This window comes from Blastococcus brunescens, from assembly GCF_035320885.1.
In the GTDB taxonomy this organism is placed as follows: Bacteria; Actinomycetota; Actinomycetes; order Mycobacteriales; family Geodermatophilaceae; genus Blastococcus_B; species Blastococcus_B brunescens.
This window is the reverse complement of record NZ_CP141261.1, coordinates 4,189,610-4,216,317: the sequence shown is the minus strand read 5'-3', so window position 1 is coordinate 4,216,317 and position 26,708 is coordinate 4,189,610. Positions and strand designations below refer to the sequence as shown.

Sequence of the window (26,708 nt, the reverse complement as noted above, 5' to 3'; positions counted from 1 at the left end):
ATGCGCCGAGTGGAGGATTCGGCGGAGCTGCCGACCGCGGTGCAGGCGGCGATGCGAGAGGCCGAGTCGGCGTTCGGCGACCCGACGGTGTTCCTGGAACAGGCCGTCGTCGAGCCGCGACACATCGAGGTGCAGGTCTTGGCCGACGGTAGCGGCGGGGTGGTGCACCTGTTCGAGCGCGACTGCTCGGTGCAGCGCCGGCACCAGAAGGTCGTCGAACTTGCCCCGGCGCCGAACCTGGATCCGGAGTTGCGCGAACGAATCTGTGCCGACGCGGTGGCGTTCGCTCGGGCCATCGGATACGTGAACGCCGGTACGGTGGAGTTCCTCCTCGACACCTCCGGCCGGCACGTGTTCATCGAGATGAACCCGCGGATCCAGGTCGAACACACGGTCACCGAGGAGGTCACGGACATCGACCTGGTCCAGTCGCAGCTGCGGATCGCCTCGGGAGAGACACTCGCCGACCTCGGCCTCGCGCAGGACAGCATCGTGCTGCGGGGTGCTGCTCTGCAGTGCCGGATCACCACCGAGGACCCGGCCAACGGCTTCCGTCCGGACACCGGCCGGATCACCACATACCGTTCGCCGGGCGGGGCAGGGATCCGGTTGGACGGCGGCTCGTCGCTCGGCGCGGAGGTCGGCGCGCACTTCGACTCGATGCTGGTGAAGCTGACCTGTCGTGGCCGGGATTTCGCCACCGCCATGACCCGGGCCCGGCGGGCGGTCGCCGAATTCCGCATCCGGGGCGTGGCCACCAACATCCCGTTCCTGCGGGCGCTGCTCGACGACCCAGACTTCGCCGCTGGGCGGGTCACCACTTCCTTCATCGATGAGCGACCGAACCTGCTGACCGCGCGCACCTCCGCCGACCGCGGCACCCGGCTGCTGACCTACCTGGCAGACGTCACGGTCAACCAGCCACACGGCGAGCCCCGCAGCGGGTCGACCCGGTCGACAAGCTGCCTGCCGTCGATCTCGCCACCGCACCACCGGACGGATCCCGCCAGCGACTCCTGGCCGTGGGGCCGGAGGCCTTCGCCGCCGAGCTGCGCGGCCAGACGGCGCTGGCGGTCACCGACACCACCTTCCGCGACGCGCACCAGTCGCTGCTGGCCACCCGCGTGCGCACCAAGGACCTGCTGGCGGTCGCCGGGCACGTCGCCCGCATCGCCCCGGAGTTGTTCAGCCTGGAGGCGTGGGGGAGCCACCTACGACGTTGCGCTGCGCTTTCTGCACGAGGACCCGTGGGACCGGCTCGCGGCCCTGCGCGAGGCGGTGCCGAACCTATGCCTGCAGATGCTGCTGCGCGGCCGCAACACCGTCGGATACACGGCCTACCCCCAGGCGGTCACCGACGCCTTCGTCCGCGAGGCCGCGACGTGCGGCATCGACGTCTTCCGGATCTTCGACGCGCTGAACGACGTCGCCCAGATGCGCCCGGCGATCGACGCCGTCCGCGCGACCGGGACGGCGGTCGCGGAGGTGGCGCTCTGCTACACCGGTGACCTGTCCGACCCGGGGAGGACCTCTACACACTGGACTACTACCTGCGCCTGGGCGAGCAGATCGTCGACGCCGGCGCACACGTGTTGGCCGTCAAGGACATGGCCGGCCTGCTGCGCCCGCCGGCGGCCGCGCGACTGGTGACGGCGCTGCGCGAGCGCTTCGACCTGCCGGTGCACCTGCACACCCACGACACTGCCGGGGGCAGCTCGCCACGCTGCTCGCAGCCTGGTCGGCCGGTGTCGACGCCGTGGACGGCGCCGTCGCGTCCATGGCCGGCACGACCAGCCAGCCGCCGCTGTCGGCGATCGTCGCCGCGACCGACGCCACCCCACGGGCCACCGGCCTGGACCTCGCCGCGATCAACGACCTGGAGCCCTACTGGGAGGCGGTACGCCGCCTGTACGCGCCGTTCGAGTCCGGGCTGCCGGCGCCCACTGGTCGGGTCTACACACACGAGATCCCCGGCGGGCAGCTGTCCAACCTGCGCCAGCAGGCCATTGCGCTGGGGCTCGGACAGCGGTTCGAGGAGGTCGAGAACGCCTACGCCGCCGTCGACCGCCTCCTCGGGCGGTTGGTCAAGGTCACCCCGTCGTCCAAGGTGGTCGGTGATCTGGCGCTACAGCTGGTGGGCTCGGGGGTGGACGTCGATGCCTTCGCCGCCGAGCCCGGCAAGTACGACCTGCCCGACTCGGTCATCGGGTTCCTCCGTGGCGATCTAGGGGATCCGCCGGGGGCTGGCCCGAGCCGTTCCGGAGCCGGGCGCTGGAGGGACGCCGTCCCGCCGAGCCGTCGGTGGAGCTTTCTGTGGACGACGAGCGCGGACTGGCCGAGCAGCCGCGGGCGACGCTCAACCGGCTGCTCTTCCCGGGTCCCGCCCGCGAGTACGACGCCCACCAGCACCAGTACGGCGACGTCTCTCTGCTGCCCACCAAGGAGTTCCTCTACGGGCTGGAGTCCGGCCTCGAGCACAGTGTCGATCTGGAGCCGGGCGTCACCCTGCTCATGGGCATCGAGGCCATCGGCGCCCCTGACGAGCGCGGCATCCGCTCTGTCATGTGCACGCTGAACGGGCAGCTGCGGCCGGTCTCAGTGCGCGACCGCTCGATCGATGCCGTGGTCAAGACCGCGGAGAGAGCAGACCCTGACCTGCCAGGCCAGGTTGCCGCACCCTTCGCCGGCGTGGTCACCCTGTTGGTCGGCGAAGACGACAGCGTGGACCCGGGGCAGGTGGTCGCCACCATCGAGGCCATGAAGATGGAGGCCTCGATCACCGCCCCGGTCGCCGGCACGGTCACGCGGCTGGCCATCGCCGGCGTCCAGCAGGTGGAAGGCGGTGACCTGCTCGTCGTCATAAGTTGACATCGCCTACACCAGTGCGCCCAAGGCGCGTCTCTTCACCCGCCTAGTGGTCCCCGTCGTTGGAACATCGGGGGTCGAGTTCGGGTCAGGCGGTCGGGTCGTTGAGGTAGAGGGGCTCTTCACGATCCAGGCCCTCGACCATGTCCAGAAGCCTGGCCGGCCCGGTGCCCTCGCGGATGCCGGTGAGGTCGATGATCACGGCGACGTACGTACTTGTCGCCGCGGCGGGTGTGGCGCCAGACGTGCTCGTCGACGCCGATCACCTTAGACGCCGTCGAACCGCGTGACGTCGTCGATGAGGACGCGCTGGCCCTCGGCGAGCACGGCGTCGTTGGCGGTGTTCCAAGCGACCCCGAGACCCTCGGCCACTCGGGCGGCCGTGAGGTGACCGACCCCGATCCCCTCGAGCGCCCACCGCAGGCCGCGGCGCGACAGCTTCGCCCGCGGCTGTGCAGCCTTGTTGGTGTCTTGGCGCCACACATGGCCGCATCCGGTACATCGGTAGCGGCGGACCCTGACCACCAGCAGGGTGGGTCGCCAGCCCAGCGGTTGTGCGCCAGCCCTCGGGTCACTGTGTCGCGCGGGACGCCTGCACAGCCGCAGCGGCGGCACCACTGGTCTGGCTCGACGACCCGGCACGCCAGGACCGATGGTCGACACCGCCACCGCCCGCCCGCGGGTCGGTGCGCACGGCTCACACGCCGGGCGCAGCTTCCGGGCCCGCAGCTGGCGGGTGAACGTCGAGTAGGCCCGGTCGTAGCCCAGCCCGACGACCTCGTCGAAGAGCGTCATCGCCCACAGGTGTGGGTCTTCGGTCAGCCGGGCCCGGCAGTAGTCGACGAACGGGTCGAACCCGTCCGCAGCGGCCGGGGCGCGGATCCCGGCATGGCGGCCGTTGAGGTAGGCGCGGATGGTCTTGCGGTCGCGACCCAGGTGCCGGGCGATCGCCGAGATCGTCCAGCCCTGGCGACGTAGCGCGTGCACGTCGATGTCGTCCTCCCGTGTGAGCATGAGAGGCAGGGCTCCTTCGAGGTGGTGCGGTGGTCAGAGACCGCCATCCTCGGAGGAGCCCCGCCGTCTCGGCGGAGCTCCACGAGTGGGGATTTTCAGTGAGCAGGTCTGGAGACTTTCAGCTGAGCGCCGTCACTAGTCCGTTCAGTAGGCACACACGTTCCCGGAGCCGCGTCCGGAGTCGTGGTCCATGCGTTCGACGGCAATACCTGTCACCTCTCCTGAGTGCTGTCACGCTACAGCCATGTGCGGCACTCGCCCCCGACTTGCGGGAAATTGCGGCGGTGCCGGTCGCGCGCTACAGTCCGCGCGTGCCCAACTTCTACGAATCGGTACTTCGCCCCACCCTTTTCCGGTTCGACCCCGAGCTGACGCACGCTGCCGCTTCCAAGGCGCTCCGTCTCCGCTCTGTCGGGAGGGCGCTCGGCGGTGTTACTCGATCCGATCCGCGACTCAAGGTGAGCGTCGGATCTCTCGAACTCCCGGGGCCCATCGGGCTTGCGCCCGGGTTCGACAAGTACGGGGATCTCATCAATGGCACGAGCCGTCTCGGCTTCGACTATCTGGTGCCCGGGACCATCATGGCTCGGCCTCAACCAAGCCATCGGCGCAGGGAGCTGGCACGTCTTGTCGATGAGCGAGCGCTCATCAATTGCCAGGGCCTACCGAGCAATGGCACGGAGTACAGTGCGCGGCGGATCGAACAGAGCCGAAGTCCTGTGCCGCTCATCATCAGCATAGGTGCGCATGACAAGGATGGATTCGTACAGGGCCTGTCGCGGATGGAGCCATTGGCGACTGCGGTCGAGCTGAACGTGCAATGTCATAACGAGGAGAAAGGCCCGTTGAGCGAAGCAGGTGCAATGGCTGATCTGCTGACCACGGTGATCGGGCTCGCACACAAGCCGATATTCCTCAAGATAAACGGTTACCAGTCCGAAGCGGATCGGAAGCAGCGACTGGGTCTCGTGGAGTACGCATATTCGATCGGCATCAGAGGGTTCAGCGCGACCGGCACAGCGATGACGCGTCGGGACCGACGGCTGGCAGCGGGCCACGGTACCGTCACCGGGCCACCGATCCGAGAGTACACGTTACGTGCGATCCGGGACATCTGGGACATCACCGAGGGCAAGGCGATGATCCGTGCCCGAGGTGGTATCTCGACCGGTGCCGACGTCTACAACGCGATCGCAGCCGGCGCAGCCAGCGTCGAGGTCTTCACGAGCTTCGTGTACCGGGGTTGGTCGGTAGCGCGCGCGCTGAGGACTGAACTGCTGGAAACGATGCGGCTCGAATCCGTTGCGTCGCTCGAGGACCTTCGCGGATCACGCAGACTGGTGCCCGTGCTCACCTGACAGGGCGGGGCGCCCCCGTCGAGGCGGACCGTCCCGCGGGTCCTGAACAGTCGCGATGGCGCCCCGAGCGCACGATCGGTCCGCTAATCGGCCAGCTCCACGACGACCGGGGCGTGGTCGCTGGCGCCCTTGCCCTTGCGTTCCTCCCGGTCGATGAGCGTCCCGGTGGTGCGCACGGCCAGGGCGGGGAGCCCAGGACGAAGTTGATCCGCATGCCCTCGCGGCGCGGGAACCGCAGCTGGGTGTAGTCCCAGTACATGCGGGTGGCGCCCGTTGGCCAGCGCGAAATCGTGAACTCTCGTTCAAGCGCGGCTTCGGGTTCCACCCGTTGTCGGCGTTCGTCGACCACGGCCCCGAGGGCAACGGGGAACCGCTGGCCGTTCAGCTGCGGGCCGGGAACGCCGGCTCCAACACCGCCGCCGACGACATCACGCTGATCCGCCAGGCGCGCTGGCCCAGCTGCCCGGCCACCGGCCGGGCACCCGGCCCGGCCGCAAGATCCTTATCCGCACCGACGGCGCCGGGACCGGGGCCAGCCACGCCTTCCTGACCTGGCTGCACGGCCGCCGGTTGTCCTACTCGATCGGCTTCGGCCTGCCGGCCGCCACCGCCGACCTGCTGAAGGAGATCCCCGACAACGTCTGGACGCCGGCCTACGACGCGAACGATCAGATCCGTGACGGCGCCTGGGTCGCCGAACTCACCGGCCTGCTGGACCTCACAGGCTGGCCGCCGGGGATGCGGGTGATCGCCCGCAAGGAACGCCCGCATCCCGGTGCGCAGTTGCGGATCGCCGACGCCGACCCGGCTGCGGGTCACCGCGTTCGCCACCAACAGCACTCGCGGACAACTGGCGGATCTGGAGCTGCGGCACCGCCGCAGGGCCCCGGGCCGAGGACCGGACCCGCTGCGCGAAGGACACCGGGCTGACCAACCTGCCGCTGCACGACTTCGCACAGAACCAGATCTGGTGTGCCCTCGTCACGCTGGCCTGTGAGCTCACCGCCTGGATGCAGACCCTCGCGCTGCACGGTCACCCCGCCCGGCGGTGGGAACCGAAACGGCTGCGGACCAGGCTGTTCACCGTCCCGGCGACGTTCGCCCGCACCGGGCGCCGACGGCTGCTGTACCTGGCCGCGCACCCACCCGTGGCCGCCGTCGTCCGCGACGCCGTCGCGCGGCTGCGCGACCTGGTCCCGAGACCGATAGCAGTCCCCGGCTGACCCAGGCACCTTCGTCCCGACGACCTGCACGACCCCGGACCGTGAAACCGGGGAACTGGCGCCCACCCGAGCGACATCGGACGAACCGTCACACCCCAATGCCAAGATCAGCCTCCGCAGCCCACCGAGGCGCATCCTGATGATCACTGGCGGGCGGACGAAAGATCCGGCTAGTCCGTTCAGTAGGCATCGCTCGGCTTGCGCCTGTCCGATAGCATGAATGAATGATCGTTGACCGAGCCGCGTTCGATGCCGGCGTTCCGGTTAACGATCAACTACAACTTGTCCTGGGAGACGACACGTGACCATTATCGAGAATTGCCGGCGCGACCTGGCCATCGCCAACCGTATCATGGCGCGGGAAGAGGTCGTAGATCATCTAGGTCATGTCAGTGCCCGTCACCCCGATAGGCCGGACCGCTTCCTCCTGTCGCAGTCTCGCAGCCCCGAATTAGTCACGCCGGGGGACATCAAGGAGTACGACCTGGCGGGAAGTCCGATCGAAGAAGCGCCTCACCCGATGTATGTCGAGCGCTTTATTCACGCCGCAATCTACCGGGCCCGGCCCGATGTCAACTCGGTGGCGCATAACCATGCCTACGACCTCCTGCCGTTCACCATCGCCTCTGACGTGAAGCTGAGGGCCGTCGTGCATCCGGCCTATGCCATCGGCACCGAAGCGCCGGTGTGGGACTTTCGCGACAAGTTCCCGACCGCTACGCCACTGGTGCTCGACATGGCGCAGGGCGACGATCTCGCCGCGATACTGGGCAACCACTCGGTGGCACTGATGCGCAACCACGGATGCGTGGTTGCCCTGGACTCGATCGTCAGCACGATCTACGCCTGTGTCTATGTGAAGGTGAACGCTCGCATCCAGAGCGAAGCCACGCGCTTCGGCGGTGACGTGTCCTATCTCAGCGCGGTGGAACTGGAAGCGATCGGCGCGCTCTACAACAATGCGCCGCACACCGTCGACCGGGCCTGGGAGTACTGGGTGCGCCGCGCCGATCTGAGCGGTATCTAACGCGGGGCTTTATAGGCTCTTCGCAGTTGAGGGTGTGGAGCCGGTCGGCGCGTCGGTCGCCGGATGAGGGTCGAGGTCTTCCGAAGATGGAAGGTCTCACGCTCCCCATCTGGAAGATCTCGACGTGCCCGACGCTACCTTCGTTCGCCCTGACCTGACCATGTTCGGTCTCGAAGTCGTTGGCCAGCGGCTCCGCCCCGACCGTGCGGTCCTGGCGTGCCGGGTCGTCGAGCCAGACCAGTGGTGCCGCCGCTGCGGCTGTGCAGGCGTCCCGCGCGACACAGTGACCCGAGGGCTGGCGCACAACCGCTGGGCTGGCGACCCACCCTGCTGGTGGTCAGGGTCCGCCGCTACCGATGTACCGGATGCGGCCATGTGTGGCGCCAAGACACCAACAAGGCTGCACAGCCGCGGGCGAAGCTGTCGCGCCGCGGCCTGCGGTGGGCGCTCGAGGGGATCGGGGTCGGTCACCTCACGGCCGCCCGAGTGGCCGAGGGTCTCGGGGTCGCTTGGAACACCGCCAACGACGCCGTGCTCGCCGAGGGCCAGCGCGTCCTCATCGACGACGTCACGCGGTTCGACGGCGTCTAAGGTGATCGGCGTCGACGAGCACGTCTGGCGCCACACCCGCCGCGGCGACAAGTACGTACGTCGCCGTGATCATCGACCTCACCGGCATCCGCGAGGGCACCGGGCCGGCCAGGCTTCTGGACATGGTCGAGGGCCTGGATCGTGAAGAGTCGGTAGAGGCCGCAGGCGGTGGCGAGGGCGTCCTCGGCTGTATCTGAGGGTGCGCCAGCCTCCGAAGTGCGCAGGCGCTGGCCATCACGGCCGTCGAGGACCACACTGCTCATCGCGGCCACCGCCATTCCTGCGAAGCGCCGGAACTCGAAGCGTCCTGCGGTGGCCGCCCTCATGTCAGCCGGTGTCAAGCCTATCCATCGGCGGCGACCTGGGCGCTGCACCCAACCTCAGAGGAAGAGACCCTCTGGCTTGGGCAGGGTGAGCAGCCACTCGAAGACGGCGTAGAGGACCACCCCGACCACGACGGCATAGGTGACGCTGAGCCGCCACGAGGCCCGCACGGTCAGGCGGAGGTAGGACACGGTGAACAGCGGGGCCGTCACGTATACGCCCAGCACGTAGAGGGCCAGGAAGAACGCCGCGATCCATGCCAGCGACACCGTCCATGCCCGCCGACCCGCCGTGGCGAAGGCGTAGTCGAGGGGATCGTCCTCGGCGTCGCTGATCGGCGCCACCCCGTGGTCGCCGGTGGCACCGCTGCCGGCACGCCACCGTGCGAGCAGCAGAATCAGGTGGAACAGCGCGAGAGCAAGCCCGAAAGCGGTCACCATCCGCGGGAAGAGCGCCGCCCGGAGGGACCACTCCGTCGAGGCCCAGAGCGCCCAGGCGAACAGGGCGACCAGGGCGACCGTGGCGACGAGATCCGCCATGGGCCATTTCCTGAGCGACCGCTCGCTGTCCGAAGTCACAGGCCGACCTCCTCATGGTTGGCGGGAGACTTCTTCGCTGTCCTGAATCGCCGCACCAACGGCTGAAGCAGTACGAGCAGCAGAAGAACACCTACGCCGACGACGATGGGCCGCGTCAGCCAGGACCAGCCGAACAGCGAGTACGACAAGAAAAGGTAGCGTTCGGCGATGCCCCTAGGACGACGGCGAGTAGGAACGGTACCCGCGGCCAATCCCACCGGAGGCAGGCCACCCCGATCGCTGCGGCGCCGAGCATGACGAACACGTCGCCGAAAGAATTGCTCGAACTGTAGGACCCTAGACCTAGTAAAAGCAACAAGAAAGGGACCAGGAGTGGTCCCGAAATGAAGGACAGACGCGTGAGAGGTCGGAGACACATAAATGCCACCGCTACGGCGATCGCGTTGGCGATGACGATGACCCACACCATGGAGAATGTGACGTCGAGATTTGTCGTCAGCATCTCCGGCCCAGGGTTCAGGCCTACGATCAGGAAGGCGCTCAGCAGGACGGCGGTCGAGGCGCCACCTGGAATGCCGAAGGCGATCGTGGGAATGAGGCTGGCGCCGTCCTTCGCGTTGTTGTTGGCCCCACTGGCGATGACGCCGTCGATGGCGCCCTTGCCGAACATCTCCGGGTTCTTGGAGGCCTGGCGCGCCTGCCCGTAGGCGATGAACTGCGAGACGGAGCCGCCGAGCCCGGGGATCATCCCGACGATGGCCCCGATGCTGCTCGCGCGGAGGACGACCCGCCAGTGGGTCAGGGTGTTCCGGATCCCCAGTCCGACCCCGACATCTTGGTCGGCACGTCGCTGCTGCCTCCGGCGATGCTCTTCTTGCTCAGCATCAGCTGGAGGAGCTCAGCGCCGCCGAAGAGACCGATCACCAGCGGGATGAGTCCGATGCCGTCCCACAGGTAGAGCTGATCGAACGTGTACCTCGGCACCCCTTCCTGGGCGTCGACTCCGATCAATGCCACGAAGAGACCGAGTGCCGCCATCAGGAAGCCCTTGAGCACCTGATTGCCCGATAGGGTTACGACGAACGTGAGGCCGAGGAGGGTGAGTGCGAAGAACTCGGGTGCGCTGAGCGCGAGCACCACCGGTCTCACCACGGGGATGGAGAGGGCCAGGATCACGGCGCCGAAGAGGGATCCCAGCGCCGAACTGAACAGAACAGCCCCGAGTGCGCGCCCCGACTCGCCACGCCGGGTCATCGGATAGCCGTCCAGTGCCGCCGCCGCCGATGTGGCCTCACCGGGGATGCCGAAGAGGACGGACGTGATGTCACCGGTCGTCGCCGTGACGACCAGCATGCCGAGCAAGAAGGCGAACGCCTCGATCGGTTCCATGCTGAAGGTGAAGGGCAGCATGAGCGCAAGGGTCACGGGCCCGCCCAGGCCCGGAAGAATGCCGACGACGAAGCCGATCGCCACGCCGAGGAGCATCAACACGAACGTCCCTGGCTCGAGGACCTGCATCAAGCCGGAGAGAAGAGCTTCTCCCACGCGCACTCCAAAAGTTGAGCTGTGTCTCCGGTCCTGGCGCACGTCGACGGGGAGCGAGGTCCGTCGCAGAGTCCCACCAGCATGCCTGGAGCGCAACGGCCGGTGGGACCTCTGACAGGCAAGCGTTCGACCTGCCGCGGCACCCTTGCAGGGTCGTGTACGACGGTATACCGTTCCGCCCCATCGACACCAGCGGTATCTCTGCGAAGCTAGCAGTCGCGTTCTGAATGATCAGTCGTTGACGTCGCACCAGCGTCGTCCGCGTCGCGTGTGACACCGATGAGAGCGGAGCCCGGGTGATGATGCAGGGCGGTAGGGCGGTAGGTAGGTCGATGTCCCGCGTGATCGGCGGTGGGGCACTGGCCGTCGCCCTCGCCGCGTGCGGCGGGGACGCGGAGGAGCAGGGCGGTCCTGGCTCGGGAGGTGAGGAGGCTGCGTCGTTCTACGCGAACGAGACGGTCGACCTGGTGGTTCCCTATGACCCGGGGGCGGCTTCGACGTCTACGCCCGAGCCATCGCTCCGTACCTGGGTGAGTGCCTGGACGCTCAGGTCGTGGTCAAGAACGAGCCGGGCGCCGGCGGCCTGCTGGCTACCAACGCGACGGCTGTCGCCGACGCGGACGAGCGCCGCATCATGATCATGAATACGGCGGGATTTGCTGCCGCGCAGATCGCCGGTGCGGACGGCGTCCAGTTCGACCTCCTCGAGTTCTCCCACGTCGGCCGCATCGCGGGCGCACCCACGGCCCTGGTCGTCGCGGCCGACAGCGACATCCAAACGTTCGACGACATCCTCGAGTCCGAGGATCCCGTGCGCTTCGTCGCGACCGGACCGGGCAGCGAGGGGTACATCGCGGCCACCGGGCTCGCGGAGGCTTACGACTTCCCTATCGAGGTCATCACGGGCTTCCCGGGTTCCGGCGAGGCGCGCACCGCCGTCGTGGCAGGGGACGCCGACGTCATGCCTCTGACCTTCGACAGCCTGCTCGGAGCCATCGAGGCCGGCGAGGTGCGTCCGGTGGTCCTGGTGGACGAGGAAGCGAACGAGCTGCTCCCGGACACTCCCCGATCACTGACTTCTCGGCACCGGACGACCGCGCGCAGGCTCTCGTGGAGAGCCTCGTCGAGCTGGGGAAGAGCGGCCGTTCCATCGCTGCGCCTCCCGGTCTGCCGGAAGAGCGGCTCAGCGAACTGCGGGACGCGTTCACGTGCGCGTTGGAGAACGAGGAACTCCTCGGGGAGTTCGAGTCCCAGAAGCGCCCGGTGGACGTCGTGGACGGCGAGGAGTACGCGCAGCAGGTGCAGGAGCTGCTCGACGCGTCCCCGAGTTCGAGGCAACTCTCAAGGAGTCGTTCTGAGCAGCTGATCGCGTGGTCTCGCAGTCGGCACCCCGTCGGTACGCGCCCGTATGCGTGCCACCTGTACATCAAGCGGAAGGACCTGGGCACATGGCGAAGTACGGGAACAACAGGCACCTCTCACGGCGTAAGGCGCTCGGCGTCGGCTCCGTGGTTCTCATCCTCGCAGCCTGCGGCGGCGGATCCGAAGGTGACGAGGGATCCGGTTCCGGGGAGTCCTTCTACGAGGGCGAGACGATCGACCTGGTTGTGCCGTACGACGCCGGCGGTGGCTACGACGTCTTCCTGCGGACCCTGGCCCCGTACCTGGGGACTGCCTCGGCGCCCAGATGGTCGTGCGGAACGAGCCCGGCGCCGGCAGCCTGCTGGCCACGAACGCGACGGCGAACGCCAGTCCCGATGAGCTCCGGGTGCAGATCGTCAACGTCGGAGGGACCGCAGCCGCCCAGATCGCCGAGGCGGAAGGCGTCCAGTACGACCTCGCGGAATTGTCCTGGATCGGTCGACTCGCCAACGCTCCCGACGTCGTCACCTCTGCGCCGGACGGGAACTACGCCACCTTCGAGGACATCCTCGACGCCACAGAGCCGGTGCGCTTCGTCTCCACGGGCCCCGGCAGTCAGGAGGGCATCGCCGCGAGCGTCCTGGCGGCGGCGTACGGCTTCCCGCTCGAGCTCATCACCGGCTTCGCCGGGTCCGGTGAGGCGCGCAACGCCGTCATCGCGGGCAACGCCGACGCCCATGCCCTTGTTCTTGACAGCGTGATCGCCAACATCGAGTCCGGCGAGGTGGAGCCGCTCGTGGTGGTCGACGACGAGGCGGCCGAGTCGTTGCCTGACGTCCCCCTGTCTCGGAGTTCGAGGCGCCGGATGCCGAGGGGAAGCGTTGGTGGAGAGCCTCATCAGCCTCGAGCAGCTCGGTCGCGCCCTGGCGGCGCCGCCCGGACTTCCTGAGGAGCAGCTGTCCGAACTCCGTGAGGCGTTCCAATGCGCCGTGGAGGACGAGGAGCTGCTCAGCGAGTACGAGTCCCAGCAGCGTCCCGTGAACATCCTGAGCGGTGCAGAGTTCGCCGAGCTGCTCGACGGCGTGCTGGATCCGTCGCCCGAGTTCGAGACGGCCGTCAAGGAGTCGTTCTAGCCGGCCGTCCCGCACCGGGAGAAGCGCTGACGGTACAGCCGTCTCACAGTTCGGTCCGGCACGAAGGTCGTCAGAGCGTGGAGGGTTCATGAGAGTGCAGTTCGGAACTATGTCAGGCCGGTCGTGGCCGCGGGCCATCGGAGGTGCGGCGATCGTCGTGGGGCTCGCTGCGTGCGGGGGGCTCCGGGGGCGAGAACGCTTCCGGCGAGACGGCCGCCGAGGAGGAGGGTTTCTACCAGGGGAGACCGTCGACCTGGTGGTTCCGTACGACCCAGGCGGTGGCTATGACGTCTACGCCCGGGCCTTGGCCCCTACCTGGGTGAGTGCCTCGGCGCGGACATCGTGGTGAAGAACTCACCAGGTGCCGGAGGGCTGCTGGCAACCAACGCGCTCGCTGTCGCCGACGCCGAGGAGCCGCAGTTGCTGATCACGAACACCGTGGGTTTCGCAGCCGCGCAGATCGCCGACGCCGAGGGAGTGCAGTTCGACCTGGCGGAGATGTCCTGGGTGGGTCGGGTTGCCGACGCGACGCCAGCGGTGACCGTCGGCGCCGATAGCGAGATCAGCGGGTTCGCCGACATCGTCGACGCTTCCGAGCCTGTTCGGTTCGTCGCCACCGGTCCAGGCGGCGACGACTACATCGTTCCCACGGTCCTGTCGGCCGCGTACGGCTTCCCCGTCAACGTGATCACGGGCTTCCCCGGTTCCGGGGAGGCACGGAACGCACTCGTGGCGGGTGATGCGGATGCTCAGTCGCTCTCCCTGACCAGCCAGGTCTCCTCCGTGCAATCCGGTGAGGTGCGGGCAATTCTCGTCATGGAGGAAGAGCCGAACGAGCTTCTGCCGGACGCTCCGCCGATCTCCGAGTTCCCCGCTCCCGATGAGGAGGCGCAGGAAGTCGTGGACAGCTTGGTGACCCTCGGTGCGAGCGGCCGCGCGATCGCCGCGCCCCCGGGTCTCCCGGAAGAGCGCCTGGCTGAGCTGCGTGAGGGCCTCGACTGCGCCTTGAGCAATGAGGCGCTTTGGAGGATCTCGGGCCCGATCGCCCGGTCAACCCGATGGGGGCGCCGAGTACGCCGAGGAGGTGGAGGCCCTGTTGGACGCCTCTCCCGGGTTCGAGGCGGCGATCAAGGCGTCGTTCTAGGACGCATGCCGACGCGGCGGCCATGGCGGCGGTCCGGCCGTCACCCATGCCCGCAGGACACGGACCGGCAAAGCGACATGCGCATGCGGGCTCCACTCCACGACCGACTGATCTCTGACGGAGGTTTCTATTCATGAGCAAGTTGAGCCTGTCCCTTGCCTGCTGGGACTATGACCGCACGCGCGCGCTCCAGGACGGTCGCGTCCAGCCGGAGGGCATCGACCTCAACTTCGTCCCGCTGAGGGTCGAGGAGATCTTCTTCCGCCAGCTCCGCCATGCGGAGTTCGACGTCGCTGAGATGTCGCTGTCGTCCTATGTGATGACGCTGAGCCAGGACGATCCGCCGTTCGTCGCGATCCCGATCTTCCCGTCGAAGTTCTTCCGCCACGGAAACATCTACATCAACGGCAACTCCGGCATCGAGAGCCCCTCAGACCTCGTGGGCAAGAAGGTCGGCGTCGCGGAGTTCCAGATGACCGCCGGCGTGTGGCAGCGCGGTGTGCTCGCCGAGGAGTACGGCGTCCCGGTCGACAGCGTGACCTACTGGACGGGCGGGGTCGAGGAGCCCGGCCGTATCGAGAAGCTGCCGCTGGACCTGCCGGACAACCTCAGCGTCACGCCCATCCCGACCGATCGGTCGCTCTCGGACATGCTGGAGAAGGGCGAGATCGACGCTCTCATGGCCGCTGTGGCGCCGTCGTCCTTCCTGCGCCGGAGCGAGGGCTCGCCGGTCACGCGGCTGTTCCCGAACTTCGTGGAGGTGGAAGCGGACTACTACCGGAGGACCGGGATCCACCACATCATGCACACCGTCGTCATCCGGCGGGACGTCTACGAGGCGAACCGGTGGATCGCGCAGTCCCTGGTCAAGGCGTTCGAGGCGGCCAAGAACATGGTCTACGCAGACCTGAGCGAGACAGGGGCGCTCAAGTACATGCTTCCCTGGGTCATCGCCGAGGCCGAGAAGACCCGCGAGATCTTCGGTACGGACGACTTCTGGTCCTACGGCCTCGAGCCCAACCGCAAGACGCTCGTGAAGTTCCTGGAATACTCGCAGGGGCAGGGCCTCGCCAAGCGTCACTACGAGCCGGAGGAGCTCTTCGCGCCGGAGTCGCTGGAATCGTGGAAGAAGTAGCCGGGCAGCGCAGCCGCGGCTCGGTGTCCCCGGCCGCCTCCCCGGGCGCGTTCCGCCCGGCCGCAGCGCACGAGGGGGTGTGCGCGGTGAAACCGGTGCCGTTCCGTTACCTGCGCCCGGACTCGCTGGAGGAAGTGCTCCGGATCCTGGCCGAGCACGGTGACGAAGCCAAGATCATGGCCGGCGGCCAGAGCCTCGGGCCGTTGCTGAACCTGCGGCTGGCGACCCCGGCGGTCATCGTCGACATCAACAAGGTCGCCGAGCTCGATGGCGCCCCCGCGAGGAGGGGAAGCCGTCACGCTGCCGTCGCTGACCCGCCAGCGGGACGCAGAGCGGTCCGCGCTCCTTGGCGACACCTGCCCCATGATCACCCAGGCGCTGCCGTACGTGGCCCACTCGACCATCCGGAACCGCGGCACGGTGGGTGGCAGCCTCGCCCACGCCGACCCGGCGGCGGAGCTTCCGGCCGTCGCCACCGCCCTCGGCGCGGAGTTCACCGTGCAGAGCGCTCGCGGGTCCAGGGTCATCGCCGCCGATGACTTCTTCGAGAGCTACTTCACCTCGGCCCTGGCCGAGGACGAGGTCCTCGTCTCCGTCACGTTTCCTTCGCTGAGGTCCGGAGAGGGCACGGCCTGGGAAGAGTTCGCCCCCGGCACGGTGACTTCGCGATCGTCGGTGTGGCAGCGACGATCTCGCTGGACCCCGAGGGCGTGGTGAGTGCGGCGCGCCTGGCCTGTTCGGGGTGGCCGAGAGCCCGCACCGGGCGGTCGAGGCAGAGCAGCTCCTGGTCGGGCAGCAGCCCACCGTCGAGGTCGCGGCAGCAGCGGGAGCGGCGGCTGCGGCGACCTGCCGTCCACCGGCCGACCTCGTCGGCTCGTCCCAGTACCGGCAGAACCTGATCAGCCTGTTGACGGCGCGTGCGCTGGCGAATGCGGCCGAGCGCGCGCAGAGGAGGATCGAATGACAGAGCCTGGCGAAGATGTGCGCATCGAGGTGACGGTCAACGGGAAGACCTACCGTCGCACTGTCGAAGCGCGGATGACGGCGTCGGACTTCCTGCGGGACGTCCTGCAGCTGACCGGTACGCACGTGGGCTGCGAGCACGGCGTCTGCGGAGCGTGCACCGTGCTCATCGACGGACGATCGGTCCGGTCGTGCATCGCGTTCGCGGGCCAGCTGGACGGTGCCACGGTCGAGACCGTGGAAGGACTGGCGGGGCCGGAGGGACTACACCCGCTGCAGGAGGCCTTCCGGCAGTGCCACGCCCTCCAGTGCGGGTTCTGCACCCCGGGCTTCCTGATGGTCGCCCAGGAGTACCTGCGCGAGGTGCGGGACCCCGGCGAGGAGGAGATCCGCGACGCCCTGTCGGGCAACATCTGCCGGTGCACCGGCTACCAGAGCATCGTGGACGCCGTGCAGCTGGCCGACCGCACCTGGCAACGCTGAGATGGGAGGGCACAGCCACCGCTGCCGAGCTCGACGACCGTCACGACTGGACGACGTCCCCACCGCCCGCGCGCAGCGGGAACGGAGCTCAGGACCGACGTCCACGGACAAGACCCCGATCTCGGAGGCGTGAAGCGATGAACCGGAGCGAGGCTGCCGGCCCGATCGGCACATCGGTCCTGCGAGCCGAAGATCCCCGGCTGCTGACCGGCCGCGGGCGATTCGTCGGTGACGTCACGCTCCCGCGCATGCTCGAGGCCGTCTTCGTGCGGTCCGGGCACGCCCATGCGCGGCTGCTCGGTGTCGACTCCGACGCCGCCCGCGGGATGCCCGGCGTGGATGCCGTGCTGGACGCCCGCGACCTACCCTCCGTCACCCTCAGCTCCAACCGCCATCCGGCGTTGCTCCAGACCCCACAGCCGGTGCTCGCGACCGACCGGGTCCGGTTCGTCGGTGAAGCGGTGGCAATCGTCCTCGCCGACAGCCGCTATGCGGCCGAGGACGCGGCTGAGTTGGTGGACGTGGACTACGAGGTGCTGTCCCCGTCGCTTTCTGCCGACCGTCAGGGCGAACCGCTCTTCGAGGACATCCCCGACAACGTGGTGTTCCGCGATCAGCAGGTCTACGGCGACGTGGAGGAGGCGTTCTCGCGTGCGACGACGGTTGTCACCAAGACCCTGCGTTTCCTCGGCAGTCCGCGTCACCGCTGGAGCCGCGCGGGTGTGTCGCCGACTACGACCCCTCGTCGCAGAAGCTGACGGTCTGGTCCTCCACGCAGGCTCCGCACCGCCTCGCACGGGATCTCTCTTCCGTGACCGGTCTGCCGGAGCACGCCATCCGTGTGGTCATGCACGACATCGGCGGCGGGTTCGGCCAGAAGATCCCGACCCAGCTGGAGGACGTCGCCGTCGTGTTGGCGTCCATGGCCTGCGGGCGTCCGGTCAGGTGGATCGAGGACCGGCAGGAGAACCTCATGGCGGCGCCGCACTCCCGCGACCAGGAGCTGGAGCTGGAGCTGGCGCTGGACGAGCAGATGCGGTTCACCGGGATGCGCGCACGAATCGTGGGGGATGCCGGTGCCTACAGTTTCAACGCCGCCAGCCCGCTGACGGAGGCCTACCGCGGGGCGAGATCTGTGCCCGGTGTGTATCGGATCGACAACTTCACCTATGACATCACGATCCGGCTGTCGAACAAGTCCCCGATCGCGCCCTACCGGGGCGTGGGACTCGTGGCGGCGCAGTGCGCCAGAGAGCTGCTCATCGACGAGGCCGCACGCCGTCTGGGAGTCGACCGGTTCGAGCTCAGGGCGCTGAACATCATCCAGGCGTCCGAGATGCCCTACACCACGTCCACGGGGTGGGTCTTCCAGGACATGAGCTTCCAGGAGACGCTGGACAAGGCGCGCGAGATCCTGACGGACGGCGCCACGGCCCCGCGGCCGGGGATGCTGCGCGGGGTGGGCATCAGCCCGTTCGCCGAACCTACGGGATTGGGTGGTTCGGGAGGCATGCAGCTGCACGGGTTCCTCTCGCCCTCGCACGACTCGGCCCGTGTGGTGGTCAACACGTCCGGCAAGGCGACCGTCAGCTTCGGGACGCCCTCGATGGGACAGGGCCTGGAGACCACCATGGCGCAGGTGGCGGCGGATGCCCTCGGGCTCCCCGTCGAGGACGTGTCGGTCACGTGGAGCGATACGTCGCAGGCGCCGATCAGCCTGACGGGGTCCAGAGCGAGCCGCGGAGCCGTGGTCAGCGGCGGAGCCGTCGGGCTGGCGGCGGGAGACGTGAAGAAGCAGCTCCTGGCGGTGGCCGCACGACTGCTGGAAGCCGACGAGCAGGACCTCGACGTCCGTGACGGTCAGGTGTGGGTGGCCGGCGAAACCGAACCCCGGCTGTCGGTACGCGAAACGGTCACTGCGGGCTTCGGCCGTGACGACCTCAGGAGTGCCGACCAGGAGCGCAGCTTCGAGGCGACCAGGCTCTACGACCCGCCGGCGAATTATTCGAACGCCTGCGTCGTCGCGGTCGTCGACGTCGACCCCGGTACCGGCGGCGTGGAGATCCAGCGGCTGATCGCCGCGGAGGACTGCGGGGTCATGATCAACCCGATGATCGTGGAAGGGCAGTTCCTGGGCGCGTCAGCGCAGGCCATCGGTGCTGCGCTGTTGGAGCAGGTGGTCTACAACGAGGACGGTCAGCCGATCACCTCCACCCTGGTGGACTACCTCCTCCCCACCGCGGGCGACACGGTCCGCGTGGAGCTCGAGCATGTCGAGACGCCGTCGACGGCGACGTGGGGCGGGCTCAAGGGCGTCGGGGAGTCGGGCGCGATCGGTTCGTTGGCTGCCGTCGTCGCCGCGGTGGCCGACGCAGTGGCCGTCCGAGGCGCTGTGGTCGAGAAGCTCCCGCTCCTGCCGGGGACCGTCTGGGCTCTGCTACAGGAGGCGGGTGAGGGGCATCCCGAGGACGCCCGCACGGCCGGAGGAGCTTCCGAGGCTGCCGACGCCTCCCCACGTAGGCCGGTTCCGGTCGTCACTCGCGAGCCGATGTACCCGGGCCATCCGGCCCTCGTGTCCAGGAGGACGCCATGGATGTACTGCACTCACACGTGATGCCGCCGAAGTCCGGCCACTCCGTCATCGTCAAGCGGGGCCAGCACCTCCGCGTGACGGATCTCGAGGGCAAGCAGGTGGTCGACATGGCGCTGTTCAACGCGGAGAACTACCGAGAGAAGTTGTCGACGTCCTACTCGCGGACGAGGTACACCCCAAGCCGGGGCAGCCCTACGTCCCGCGCGACGGCCTGACCGAGGGGACACCCTCATGTCGACGATCTGCCGGCCCATGATGACGATCGTGAAGGAGACACCAGAGCCGAAGGGCGTCCACGACGTGCACAACCGCATGTGCAACACGTGGAACTACGAGGCGTACGGCGTCGACTCCCGCGACGGGTGCCACGAGATCATCAGCAAGGCGGTCGCCGCGTACGGGATTCTCCCGGAGGACATCCCCGACACCATGGACCTCTTCATGAACTACCACCACGATTGCGAACGCAGGAGGTGGGTCACGGAGGAACCCGTCAGCAGGCCCGGCGACTACATCGAGTTCCGAGCCGAGATGGACTGCCTGGTGGGACTGTCGAACTGCCCCCAGGACGTCCTGAATCCGTGCAACGCCTACCACTGCACCCCGATGAGGATCGAGGTCTTCGCCGGCGCCGACGCCGGTTGACGAGGCGGATCGCGGTGTTCTCGCCTTCGGCCCGAGGGCCGATGCGGCGAACGTGCCCGCGCGCCGTGCACGGACGGAGGAGGAGCAGGTGACCGAGGATGCGCTGACCCGGCTACGCGCCGAGATCGACAGGTGCCCCTTCCACGACCTCCTGCGTCCCCAGGCGCTGCACGCGGACGCGGATGCGGGGACGGTACGGGTCGGACTGCCGTTCCGAACCGAACTGGGCATCCGGGAGGACGGTGACACCTTTCACGGAGGCGTCATTGCCTCCCTCGCCGACCTGGCGGGTCATGCCGCCGTCGCTGTTCGGACGGGGCGCGTGTCCCCGACCATCGACCTGCGCATCGACTACCTGCGTGCCGCGCGGGGCGAGGCGCTGGTGGCCACGGCCACCGTGCTCAGGGCCGGCCGCTCGATCGCTCGGGTGGATGTCCACATCCACGACCCCGGGGGTGCGCTGGTGGCGGTGGCTCGGGGACGTTCAGCACCGTCGCCTGACCCGACCCCGAGACCGGAGGCCCATCAGGCGGCGAAACGACCCTTGATGGGCGACAGCAGGCGGCGGTTGTCGACGGCGGGGACGTGGCGGTCCTCGACCGTCGGCTGGTACTCGGCCGACTCAACGAGGTAACGGTGCAGAACTTCGCGGCGCGCGGCGTCGGAGCCGGCGTTGTCATAGGCCCGTGCCGTGCGGACGGAGTGCAGCACCATGCCTCCGAAGTTCGCGATCATCCGGGTGAAGGTGGTCGTCACGTTCTTCTCTCTTCTCTGCGCGCGCGAGGCGTCTTTCTTTCGTTTCGATGACGTTAACGCGGTCGGGGCGCAACAGATGCCCATGATCGCTGTGACAACTGCCACGCGCCACGGGCGTTCCGCACGCAATCGGCGGCGCCGAGTGACCTACGTCGCAGGAGTCCTTCCAGGTAGGCAGTCTGCGGGCCGCAGTCCGGTCGAGGCGGGCGGTGACGCCTTTCCTTCCAGGAATGGCGTGAAATGACTCTGGTCATGCCGCCCTAAAAAATGAAAGTGGCCCTTTTTGGACCGGTGGGTCAGTTGCGAAGTAATGGGAACGACCCTGACGTGGGTCTACCGCTGGCGTTCCTGGTCGGTGACGGGCTCCCTCCGTCGGCGTGTTGGGTGTGGTCGTCACCCCGTGGGCGCCGACATCGTCGAGCAGGGTCCTCCACCGGCCGCTTCCCACGGCGAGCAGCCGCTGCGAGGTCGGCCCTGCGGTGAACCGCCTGTGGCCCACTGCGCACACATGGGATGCTGGGGCTGTGAGCAACACCACCGCACTGCCCGCTGCGGCAGGTGCTGCCGACCCCGGGTTCACCGATCCCGACCAGTTGGCCGTGGCCCTCGAAGGGACGGGATACCTGCCGGACCAGGGTTTGGCGACCGCCGCCTATCTGGCGCTGGTCATGCACCGGCCGTTGTTCCTCGAGGGCGAGGCGGGCGTCGGCAAGACCGCGCTGGCGCACGCGCTCGCGCAGATCACCGGGCGCCCGATCTACCGGCTGCAGTGCTACGAGGGCCTCGAGGCCAGTCAGGCCCTCTACGACTGGGACTTCGGTCGGCAGCTGCTCCACTTGCGGGCCGCCGAGGCGGCACATGCGGCCGAGGACACCGAAGAGCTGGAGGCCTCGCTCTACGACCGGCGGTTCCTCCTGGCGCGGCCGCTGATGCAGGCGCTCGAGGACTCCCCGAGCGTGCTGCTGGTCGACGAGGTGGATCGTGCCGATGACGAGTTCGAAGCCTTCCTGCTCGAGGTGCTCTCCGACTTCACGATCTCCATCCCGGAGTTCGGGATCGTCCGTGCGCTGACCCCGCCGCTCGTGGTGCTCACCTCCAACCGGACACGGGAGGTGCACGATGCCCTGAAGCGGCGTTGCCTCTACCACTGGTTGCAGCACCCCGATTTCGAACGCGAGGTGGCGATCCTCCGCCGGCGGCTCCCGCAGGTGACCGAGCAGCTCGCCGGTGAGGTCGCCCGGGCGGCGGCGACGTTGCGGACGTTGGACCTGCTCAAACCCCCGGTATCGCGGAGTCCCTGGACTGGGCGACGGCCCTCCACACGCTCGGCGCCCGCGAGCTCGATCCCGACCTCGCTGCCCGCACCCTCGGTGCGGTGCTGAAGTATCGCGAGGACACGGAGCGGGTTCAGTCCTTGGCGCCCGAGGTCCTCTTCGGTGGGTGATGACGTCATGGCCAGGAGCGGAGGCGGGCCGCGAGACGTCGTCGACACCGTCCTCGGCTTCGCCCGGACTCTCCGCTACGCGGGGTGCCCGCGACGCCCGACCGGGTCGAGGCGACGCTGGTCGCGATCGGCGCGCTCAGCGTCCTGGACCCGGGGGCCGTCTACTGGGCCGGCCGGCTGACGCTCTGCGGCGGTCCCGAGGACGTCGACCGCTACGATGCCGCTTTCGCCGCGTACTTCGCCGGCGAACAGCCGTGGGTTCCGCTGTCCATGAGTCGGCAGGACCCGCAGATGGCAGCCGCTGCCCCGCTGGATTCCGATACCGGGGACGGCGACGACGAGACCGAGGCACCTGACCTCACGGTGCAGGCCAGCGCCGACGAGGTGCTCCGTCACCGGGATGTCGCCGGCCTGACCGCGAGCGAGCGTGAGCACCTGCGTCGACTGTTCGCCCTGCTCGTGCCCGCAACCCCGATCCGTCCGACCCGGCGACGGCGGCCCAGCCTGCAAGGGCCCGTCCACCCCGCTCGGACGGTGCGCCGCGCCCTGCGCAGCGGTGGCGAAGTGACCCGGCTGCTGCACCACCGCAGGCGGGCACGGCCGCGCCGTGTGGTCCTCCTGATCGACGTGTCGGGGTCGATGACGCCCTACGCCGATGCCCTGCTCCGCTTCGCGCACGCCGCCGTCCGCGCCCGACCGATGAGCACCGAGGTGTTCACGATCGGCACGCGCCTGACCCGGGTCACCCAAGAGATGCGGCTGCGGGACCCGGACCGGGCACTAGCCGCGAGCGGCTCGGCCATCCCGGACTGGTCCGGCGGCACCCGCCTCGGTGAGGTGCTCAAGGCGTTCCTGGACCGCTGGGGGCAGCGCGGCACCGCCCGTGGCGCGGTGGTCGTCGTCTGCAGCGACGGCTGGGAGCGCGGCGACGCCGCGCTGCTGGGCGGGCAGATGGCCCGGCTACGGCGGCTGGCCCACGCCGTCGTCTGGGTGAACCCGCACAAGGGGCGGTCGGGCTACGAGCCGCTGACCGGGGGATGCAGGCGGCCCTCCCGTCGGTCGACGCCCTCGTGGCCGGGCACAGCATGGCCGCGTTCGAGGACCTGACAGGGGTGATCCAACGTGCGTGATGTCCTCGAGGACCTCGTCGGCTGGTGGCAGGCCGGGGAGACCGTCGGCATGGGCACCGTGGTGGCCACCTGGCGCTCGGCGCCCCGGCCGGCCGGCGCCTCCATGCTCGTCGGCCCCGACGGCACGGCGGTCGGCAGCGTCTCCGGCGGCTGCGTCGAGGGCGCGGTCTACGAGGAGGCCAAGGACGCCGTCGAGACCGGCGTCCCCACGCTGGAGCGCTACGGCGTGAGCGACGACGACGCGTTCGCCGTCGGGCTGACCTGCGGCGGCATCCTCGACGTCTTCGTGGAGTCGATCTCGCGCGAGTCCTTCCCGGAGCTCGGTGAGGTCGCCGAGTCGGTGGACCGGCACGAGCCGGTCGCCGTCGTCACCGTGGTGAAGGGCCCCGACGACCGGCTGGGCCGGCGCCTGGTCCTGTGGCCCGACCGCTCGTCCGGGACCCTCGGCCTGCAGCGCCTGGACGACGCCGTCGCCGCCGACGCCCGCGGGATGCTCGTGGCCGGCCGGACCGGGCTGCTGCACGTCGGCCACGACGGCGAGCGGCGCGGGGACGACCTGACGCTGTTCGTGAACTCCTTCGCGCCCCCGCGCGGATGGTCGTCTTCGGCGCGATCGACTTCGCCGCGGCGGTCGCCCGGGTCGGCGCCTTCCTGGGGTATCGGGTGACCGTGTGCGACGCCCGGCCGATCTTCGCGACGCCCAAGCGGTTCCCCGACGCCCACGAGGTGATCGTCGAGTGGCCGCACCGCTATCTGCAGGCGGAGGTGGACGCGGGCCGGATCGACGAGCGCACGGTCCTCTGCGTGCTGACCCACGACCCGAAGTTCGACGTCCCCTGCTCGAGGTCGCGCTGCGCATCCCGGTCGCCTACGTCGGCGCGATGGGATCGCGGCGCACGCACGAGGAACGGGAGACGCGGCTGCGCGAGGCCGGGCTGGCCGAGGCCGAGATCGCCCGGCTGTCCTCGCCGATCGGGCTCGACCTGGGTGCCCGCACGCCCGAGGAGACCGCCGTCTCCATCGCCGCGGAGATCATCGCCGGGCGGTGGGGCGGTACAGGTGAGCGGCTGGCCGGCATCGAGGGCCCGATCCACCGTACGGCCGACCGCTGACGAAGGACCCGTGAGCGACGACCTCCCGTTCGTGTACGCCGTCGAGATCGTCGGGCTGCTGGCCTCGCCCGAACACCGGTACGACGGCCGCCCGGGCAGCACGGTGCCCGAGCAGTCCGCCGACCGCCGGGAGCGGCTCGAGGTCCGGGCGGGGTTCGGCATCGTGGGCGACCGCTACGCGGGAAGCCGGCGCACCGGGACGCCTCGGTCACGGTGCTGGGAGCGGAGTCGCTGGAGTCCCTCGCCGCCGAGCTCGGGGCCGGGCCGCTGGACCCGCTGCTGACCCGCCGGAACGTGGTGCTGCGCGGCACGGAGGTGGAGGCCCTTCGCGGAGAGGTGTTCACCCTCGACTGCGGAGAGGGTGCCGTCGTGCTGCGGGGCGGCCGACCGGCCAACCCGTGCGCGTGGCTGGACACCGTCCTGGCTCCCGGTGCGCACCGCGGTCTTCGGGGCCGAGGTGGCATCCGCTGCGCCCCGCTCGCCGACGGTGCGCTCCGGCTCGGCCCGGCGGTCCTGCGCTGCGCCGTCCCGCTCGACCCGTCGCGGGCCGGCGCGGCGGTCCGCCCGGCGCCGACGCGCCGGCCCCGGAGGCGCGCGACACGCCGTAGACCCCGGGCGCCGCTCGTGACGGTGCGGTGGACCGCAGGATCTCCACCATGCGCATCCCCCGGCTCACCGCCGTCATCGCGGCCACCCTGCTCCTGGCCGCGTGCGGCGGCAGCCCGCTCGAGGGGAAGACCGCCGAGGAGATCGTGACCGCGGCCGCCGACGTCCTCGAGGACGCCGGTTCGGTGCACGTCTCCGGGGCGATCGACCAGGACGGCCAGGAGGGCGAGGTCGACCTGCACCTGCAGGGCGAGGACGCCACCGGCACCATCTCGCTGGGCGGGGCCGAGGTCGAGCTGCTGAGTGTCGACGGCACCTCCTACCTCAAGGCGTCGCCGGAGTTCTGGGCGTCCTTCGGGATGCCCGAGGGCATGACGACGCTCTTCGAGGACCAGTGGATCGTGCTGCCCGGCGAGGCAGCGGGCCAGTTCGGCGACTTCACCCTGGCCGGCATCGTCGAGGAGCTGCGCAACCCGGAGAGCCCGCTCGGGGACGAGGTCCGCACCGACGAGCTCGACGGTGAGGACGTCGTGGTCGTCGAGCAGGAGGACGGCAGCACCCTGACCGTCGCCGACGACGAGAAGCCGTATCCGCTGCGGATGACCGGCGACGACACCCCCGACGGCATCACCTTCAGCCGGTTCGGGGAGACGGAGGACATCACCGTGCCCGACGACGCGCTGGACCTCGAGGACATGATGGGCGGCGCCTGACGTCAGTCCAGCAGCTCGCGGACCGCGCCGGGAGCCGCGGACGGACGGTGCAGCGCCGCGACCCGGCCGCCACCGGCCGCGGCGAGCGCAGCGCACGACGCCGTGGCGTCCGCCTCCGCGGACAGCGCCAGCACGTGCAGCCGCGCCGGCAGCCGGGCCAGCGCCCGGGCGGCGGCGACCGGGTCGGGGCTCTCGGTCGCCAGCCCGTCCGAGAGCAGGAGCACCTGCCGGTCGCCGGCCCGCGAGCGATCCAGCTGCGCCGCGGCGGTCCGCAGCGCGAGCTCCAGGTCGGTGGTGCCGCCGCCGCGCAGGTCGCAGAGCCGGTTCACGACGACGTCGACCCGGGGGTCGGCCGACAGCGGACGCAGGACGACGGCGGTCGACCAGAAGGCGAGGACCCCCAGTTCGTCCCCGGGCGCAACCGCTGCACGAGCGCGGACGCGGTCAGCACCGCGGTGGCCAGCTCGTCGCCGGCCACCGAGCCGGACGCGTCGACGAGCAGCAGCACCGCCCGCCCGGTGGAGCGCCACCCGCGGGTGTGCAGGTGCTCGGCCCGCCAGTGCGGCTCCGCTCCGCGCGCGGCCAGCGAGGCGTCCAGGTCGACGTCGGACCCGGTCGGTTCCCGGCGGGTGACCATGCGCCTGGTGCCGGGCCGGTCGGGGACACCGCTGCGCGGGTGACCGACCACGAGCCGGGCGGCCAGTGCCCGCGCGGCTGCACGCAGTCCCGGGTCGAATGCGCGGGCGGCCTGCGCGAGGACGCGGGCCGCCGCATCCGGGTCGCGCCTGGCCAGGTCGGCGACAGCGGCGGCGTCCAGGCTCCCTGCCTGCGGGGAGACGGCGTCGAAGTCGGCGTTGCTGCGGGCGAGCTGGTCGCGGCTGCTGCGCCGGGCAGCCTGGGAGCGGAGGAGTTCCTCGACCTCGGCCGGGTCGGTGACCACCCGCGGCGGCGACGGCGCCTCGCCCGTGCCGGGGGTGGCGGCGGCCCGGGGGCGCCTCCCGGG

Annotated in this window: 29 protein-coding genes and 6 pseudogenes; 28 read left to right on the top strand and 7 right to left on the bottom strand. The window is 69.6% G+C overall.

Annotation, left to right across the window (positions count from 1 at the left end; genetic code table 11):
- The 3 genes and pseudogenes from U6N30_RS34770 to U6N30_RS28375 all read left to right on the top strand — a co-directional run bounded on the left by U6N30_RS34770 (position 1) and on the right by U6N30_RS28375 (position 2,868).
- Complete coding sequence (locus U6N30_RS34770) at positions 1 to 1,650, top strand: ATP-binding protein (protein ID WP_422677993.1); 1,650 nt, start codon at positions 1 to 3, stop codon at positions 1,648 to 1,650.
- Positions 1,651 to 1,777: 127 nt separating this feature from the next.
- Positions 1,778 to 2,451: pseudogene (locus tag U6N30_RS34765) on the top strand (pyruvate carboxylase); the annotation flags it as partial.
- Positions 2,452 to 2,511: 60 nt separating this feature from the next.
- Positions 2,512 to 2,868: a biotin/lipoyl-containing protein gene (locus U6N30_RS28375; RefSeq protein WP_324274897.1), complete on the top strand. Its 357-nt coding sequence runs from the start codon at positions 2,512 to 2,514 to the stop codon at positions 2,866 to 2,868.
- Positions 2,869 to 2,998: 130 nt separating this feature from the next.
- Here the strand turns inward: U6N30_RS28375 and U6N30_RS28370 are convergent.
- Positions 2,999 to 3,518, bottom strand: a pseudogene (locus U6N30_RS28370) (transposase); the annotation flags it as partial.
- Positions 3,519 to 4,190: 672 nt separating this feature from the next.
- Here U6N30_RS28370 and U6N30_RS28365 point away from each other — a divergent pair.
- From U6N30_RS28365 to U6N30_RS28350, 4 genes and pseudogenes are all read left to right on the top strand, one after another.
- Positions 4,191 to 5,237 carry an alpha-hydroxy-acid oxidizing protein gene (locus U6N30_RS28365; RefSeq protein ID WP_324274896.1) on the top strand — a complete coding sequence of 349 codons (1,047 nt, stop codon included), beginning with the start codon at positions 4,191 to 4,193 and terminating at the stop codon, positions 5,235 to 5,237.
- A 298-nt stretch (positions 5,238 to 5,535) separates the two neighbouring features.
- Positions 5,536 to 6,460: pseudogene (locus U6N30_RS28360) on the top strand (IS1380 family transposase); the annotation flags it as partial.
- A 301-nt stretch (positions 6,461 to 6,761) separates the two neighbouring features.
- The gene (locus U6N30_RS28355) at positions 6,762 to 7,487 is read left to right on the top strand and encodes a class II aldolase/adducin family protein (RefSeq protein ID WP_324274895.1); all 726 of its coding nucleotides are present in this window, start codon (positions 6,762 to 6,764) and stop codon (positions 7,485 to 7,487) included.
- 124 nt (positions 7,488 to 7,611) lie between these two features.
- A pseudogene (locus U6N30_RS28350) lies at positions 7,612 to 8,224 on the top strand (transposase); the annotation flags it as partial.
- Positions 8,225 to 8,458: 234 nt separating this feature from the next.
- Here the strand turns inward: U6N30_RS28350 and U6N30_RS28345 are convergent.
- The 3 genes from U6N30_RS28345 to U6N30_RS28335 form a co-directional block, all read right to left on the bottom strand.
- A complete protein-coding gene (locus U6N30_RS28345) occupies positions 8,459 to 8,980 on the bottom strand; it encodes a tripartite tricarboxylate transporter TctB family protein (RefSeq protein WP_324274894.1) in 522 nt (173 codons plus the stop codon).
- Positions 8,981 to 9,095: 115 nt separating this feature from the next.
- A complete protein-coding gene (locus U6N30_RS28340; RefSeq protein WP_324278516.1) occupies positions 9,096 to 9,743 on the bottom strand; it encodes a tripartite tricarboxylate transporter permease in 648 nt (215 codons plus the stop codon).
- Entirely contained in the window at positions 9,740 to 10,426 is a 687-nt protein-coding gene (locus tag U6N30_RS28335; protein ID WP_324278515.1) for a tripartite tricarboxylate transporter permease, read from the bottom strand. Before U6N30_RS28335 ends, U6N30_RS28340 begins: the two co-directional genes overlap by 4 nt.
- A gap of 574 nt (positions 10,427 to 11,000) precedes the next feature.
- Between U6N30_RS28335 and U6N30_RS28330 the strand changes: the two genes are divergently transcribed.
- From U6N30_RS28330 to U6N30_RS34755, 14 genes and pseudogenes are all read left to right on the top strand, one after another.
- Positions 11,001 to 11,852 carry a tripartite tricarboxylate transporter substrate-binding protein gene (locus U6N30_RS28330; protein WP_324278514.1) on the top strand — a complete coding sequence of 284 codons (852 nt, stop codon included), beginning with the start codon at positions 11,001 to 11,003 and terminating at the stop codon, positions 11,850 to 11,852.
- Positions 11,853 to 12,173: 321 nt separating this feature from the next.
- Positions 12,174 to 12,797, top strand: coding sequence for a tripartite tricarboxylate transporter substrate-binding protein (locus U6N30_RS28325; protein ID WP_422677992.1), 624 nt, complete (start codon positions 12,174 to 12,176; stop codon positions 12,795 to 12,797).
- Between the two features lie 40 nt (positions 12,798 to 12,837).
- Positions 12,838 to 12,981 (top strand): hypothetical protein, encoded by a 144-nt coding sequence (locus U6N30_RS28320; RefSeq protein ID WP_324274893.1) that lies wholly within the window; start codon positions 12,838 to 12,840, stop codon positions 12,979 to 12,981.
- Between the two features lie 315 nt (positions 12,982 to 13,296).
- On the top strand, positions 13,297 to 14,262 hold the full coding sequence (locus tag U6N30_RS28315) for a tripartite tricarboxylate transporter substrate-binding protein (protein ID WP_324278512.1): 966 nt from the start codon (positions 13,297 to 13,299) through the stop codon (positions 14,260 to 14,262).
- Positions 14,259 to 15,260, top strand: a complete 1,002-nt coding sequence (locus U6N30_RS28310; RefSeq protein WP_324274892.1) for a substrate-binding domain-containing protein — start codon at positions 14,259 to 14,261, stop codon at positions 15,258 to 15,260. The genes U6N30_RS28315 and U6N30_RS28310 overlap by 4 nt, the downstream gene beginning before the upstream one ends.
- Positions 15,248 to 15,523 (top strand): annotated as a pseudogene (locus U6N30_RS34760) (FAD binding domain-containing protein); the annotation flags it as partial. The gene U6N30_RS28310 and the pseudogene U6N30_RS34760, both read left to right, overlap by 13 nt.
- A 4-nt stretch (positions 15,524 to 15,527) precedes the next feature.
- Entirely contained in the window at positions 15,528 to 15,977 is a 450-nt protein-coding gene (locus tag U6N30_RS28305; RefSeq protein WP_324274891.1) for an FAD binding domain-containing protein, read from the top strand.
- Positions 15,978 to 16,002: 25 nt separating this feature from the next.
- Positions 16,003 to 16,224 (top strand): FAD binding domain-containing protein, encoded by a 222-nt coding sequence (locus U6N30_RS28300; protein ID WP_324274890.1) that lies wholly within the window; start codon positions 16,003 to 16,005, stop codon positions 16,222 to 16,224.
- Positions 16,221 to 16,706 carry a (2Fe-2S)-binding protein gene (locus U6N30_RS28295; protein ID WP_324274889.1) on the top strand — a complete coding sequence of 162 codons (486 nt, stop codon included), beginning with the start codon at positions 16,221 to 16,223 and terminating at the stop codon, positions 16,704 to 16,706. The genes U6N30_RS28300 and U6N30_RS28295 overlap by 4 nt, the downstream gene beginning before the upstream one ends.
- Positions 16,707 to 16,843: 137 nt before the next feature.
- Positions 16,844 to 17,464 (top strand): xanthine dehydrogenase family protein molybdopterin-binding subunit, encoded by a 621-nt coding sequence (locus U6N30_RS28290; RefSeq protein ID WP_324274888.1) that lies wholly within the window; start codon positions 16,844 to 16,846, stop codon positions 17,462 to 17,464.
- On the top strand, positions 17,413 to 19,320 hold the full coding sequence (locus U6N30_RS28285) for a xanthine dehydrogenase family protein molybdopterin-binding subunit (protein ID WP_324278511.1): 1,908 nt from the start codon (positions 17,413 to 17,415) through the stop codon (positions 19,318 to 19,320). The genes U6N30_RS28290 and U6N30_RS28285 overlap by 52 nt, the downstream gene beginning before the upstream one ends.
- Positions 19,296 to 19,514, top strand: a complete 219-nt coding sequence (locus U6N30_RS28280) for a DUF1989 domain-containing protein (RefSeq protein ID WP_324274887.1) — start codon at positions 19,296 to 19,298, stop codon at positions 19,512 to 19,514. The genes U6N30_RS28285 and U6N30_RS28280 overlap by 25 nt, the downstream gene beginning before the upstream one ends.
- Positions 19,515 to 19,530: 16 nt before the next feature.
- Positions 19,531 to 19,944, top strand: coding sequence for a DUF1989 domain-containing protein (locus U6N30_RS28275; protein WP_324274886.1), 414 nt, complete (start codon positions 19,531 to 19,533; stop codon positions 19,942 to 19,944).
- Between the two features lie 52 nt (positions 19,945 to 19,996).
- Positions 19,997 to 20,578 (top strand): PaaI family thioesterase, encoded by a 582-nt coding sequence (locus U6N30_RS34755; RefSeq protein ID WP_422677991.1) that lies wholly within the window; start codon positions 19,997 to 19,999, stop codon positions 20,576 to 20,578.
- On the opposite strand, the gene U6N30_RS28265 is transcribed toward U6N30_RS34755, so the two are convergent.
- Entirely contained in the window at positions 20,470 to 20,700 is a 231-nt protein-coding gene (locus U6N30_RS28265) for a hypothetical protein (protein ID WP_324274884.1), read from the bottom strand. The genes U6N30_RS34755 and U6N30_RS28265 overlap by 109 nt on opposite strands.
- 524 nt (positions 20,701 to 21,224) lie before the next feature.
- Between U6N30_RS28265 and U6N30_RS28260 the strand changes: the two genes are divergently transcribed.
- The 7 genes and pseudogenes from U6N30_RS28260 to U6N30_RS28225 all read left to right on the top strand — a co-directional run bounded on the left by U6N30_RS28260 (position 21,225) and on the right by U6N30_RS28225 (position 25,705).
- The gene (locus U6N30_RS28260) at positions 21,225 to 22,082 is read left to right on the top strand and encodes an AAA family ATPase (RefSeq protein WP_324274883.1); all 858 of its coding nucleotides are present in this window, start codon (positions 21,225 to 21,227) and stop codon (positions 22,080 to 22,082) included.
- A gap of 146 nt (positions 22,083 to 22,228) precedes the next feature.
- Positions 22,229 to 23,251 carry a vWA domain-containing protein gene (locus U6N30_RS28255; RefSeq protein ID WP_324274882.1) on the top strand — a complete coding sequence of 341 codons (1,023 nt, stop codon included), beginning with the start codon at positions 22,229 to 22,231 and terminating at the stop codon, positions 23,249 to 23,251.
- A 15-nt stretch (positions 23,252 to 23,266) separates the two neighbouring features.
- Positions 23,267 to 23,941, top strand: coding sequence for an XdhC family protein (locus tag U6N30_RS28250; RefSeq protein WP_324274881.1), 675 nt, complete (start codon positions 23,267 to 23,269; stop codon positions 23,939 to 23,941).
- A pseudogene (locus U6N30_RS34750) lies at positions 23,869 to 24,386 on the top strand (XdhC family protein). Before U6N30_RS28250 ends, U6N30_RS34750 begins: the two are co-directional and overlap by 73 nt.
- A 10-nt stretch (positions 24,387 to 24,396) precedes the next feature.
- Complete coding sequence (locus U6N30_RS28235) at positions 24,397 to 24,669, top strand: hypothetical protein (protein WP_324278625.1); 273 nt, start codon at positions 24,397 to 24,399, stop codon at positions 24,667 to 24,669.
- Entirely contained in the window at positions 24,600 to 25,142 is a 543-nt protein-coding gene (locus U6N30_RS28230; RefSeq protein WP_324274880.1) for an MOSC domain-containing protein, read from the top strand. Before U6N30_RS28235 ends, U6N30_RS28230 begins: the two co-directional genes overlap by 70 nt.
- Positions 25,043 to 25,705: a LolA-like protein gene (locus U6N30_RS28225; RefSeq protein ID WP_324274879.1), complete on the top strand. Its 663-nt coding sequence runs from the start codon at positions 25,043 to 25,045 to the stop codon at positions 25,703 to 25,705. The genes U6N30_RS28230 and U6N30_RS28225 overlap by 100 nt, the downstream gene beginning before the upstream one ends.
- A 2-nt stretch (positions 25,706 to 25,707) precedes the next feature.
- Here the strand turns inward: U6N30_RS28225 and U6N30_RS28220 are convergent, their stop codons facing one another.
- The gene (locus tag U6N30_RS28220) at positions 25,708 to 26,073 is read right to left on the bottom strand and encodes a hypothetical protein (protein ID WP_324278509.1); all 366 of its coding nucleotides are present in this window, start codon (positions 26,071 to 26,073) and stop codon (positions 25,708 to 25,710) included.
- A complete protein-coding gene (locus tag U6N30_RS28215) occupies positions 26,031 to 26,645 on the bottom strand; it encodes a vWA domain-containing protein (protein WP_324278624.1) in 615 nt (204 codons plus the stop codon). The genes U6N30_RS28220 and U6N30_RS28215 overlap by 43 nt, the downstream gene beginning before the upstream one ends.
- Positions 26,646 to 26,708 lie beyond the last annotated feature (63 nt).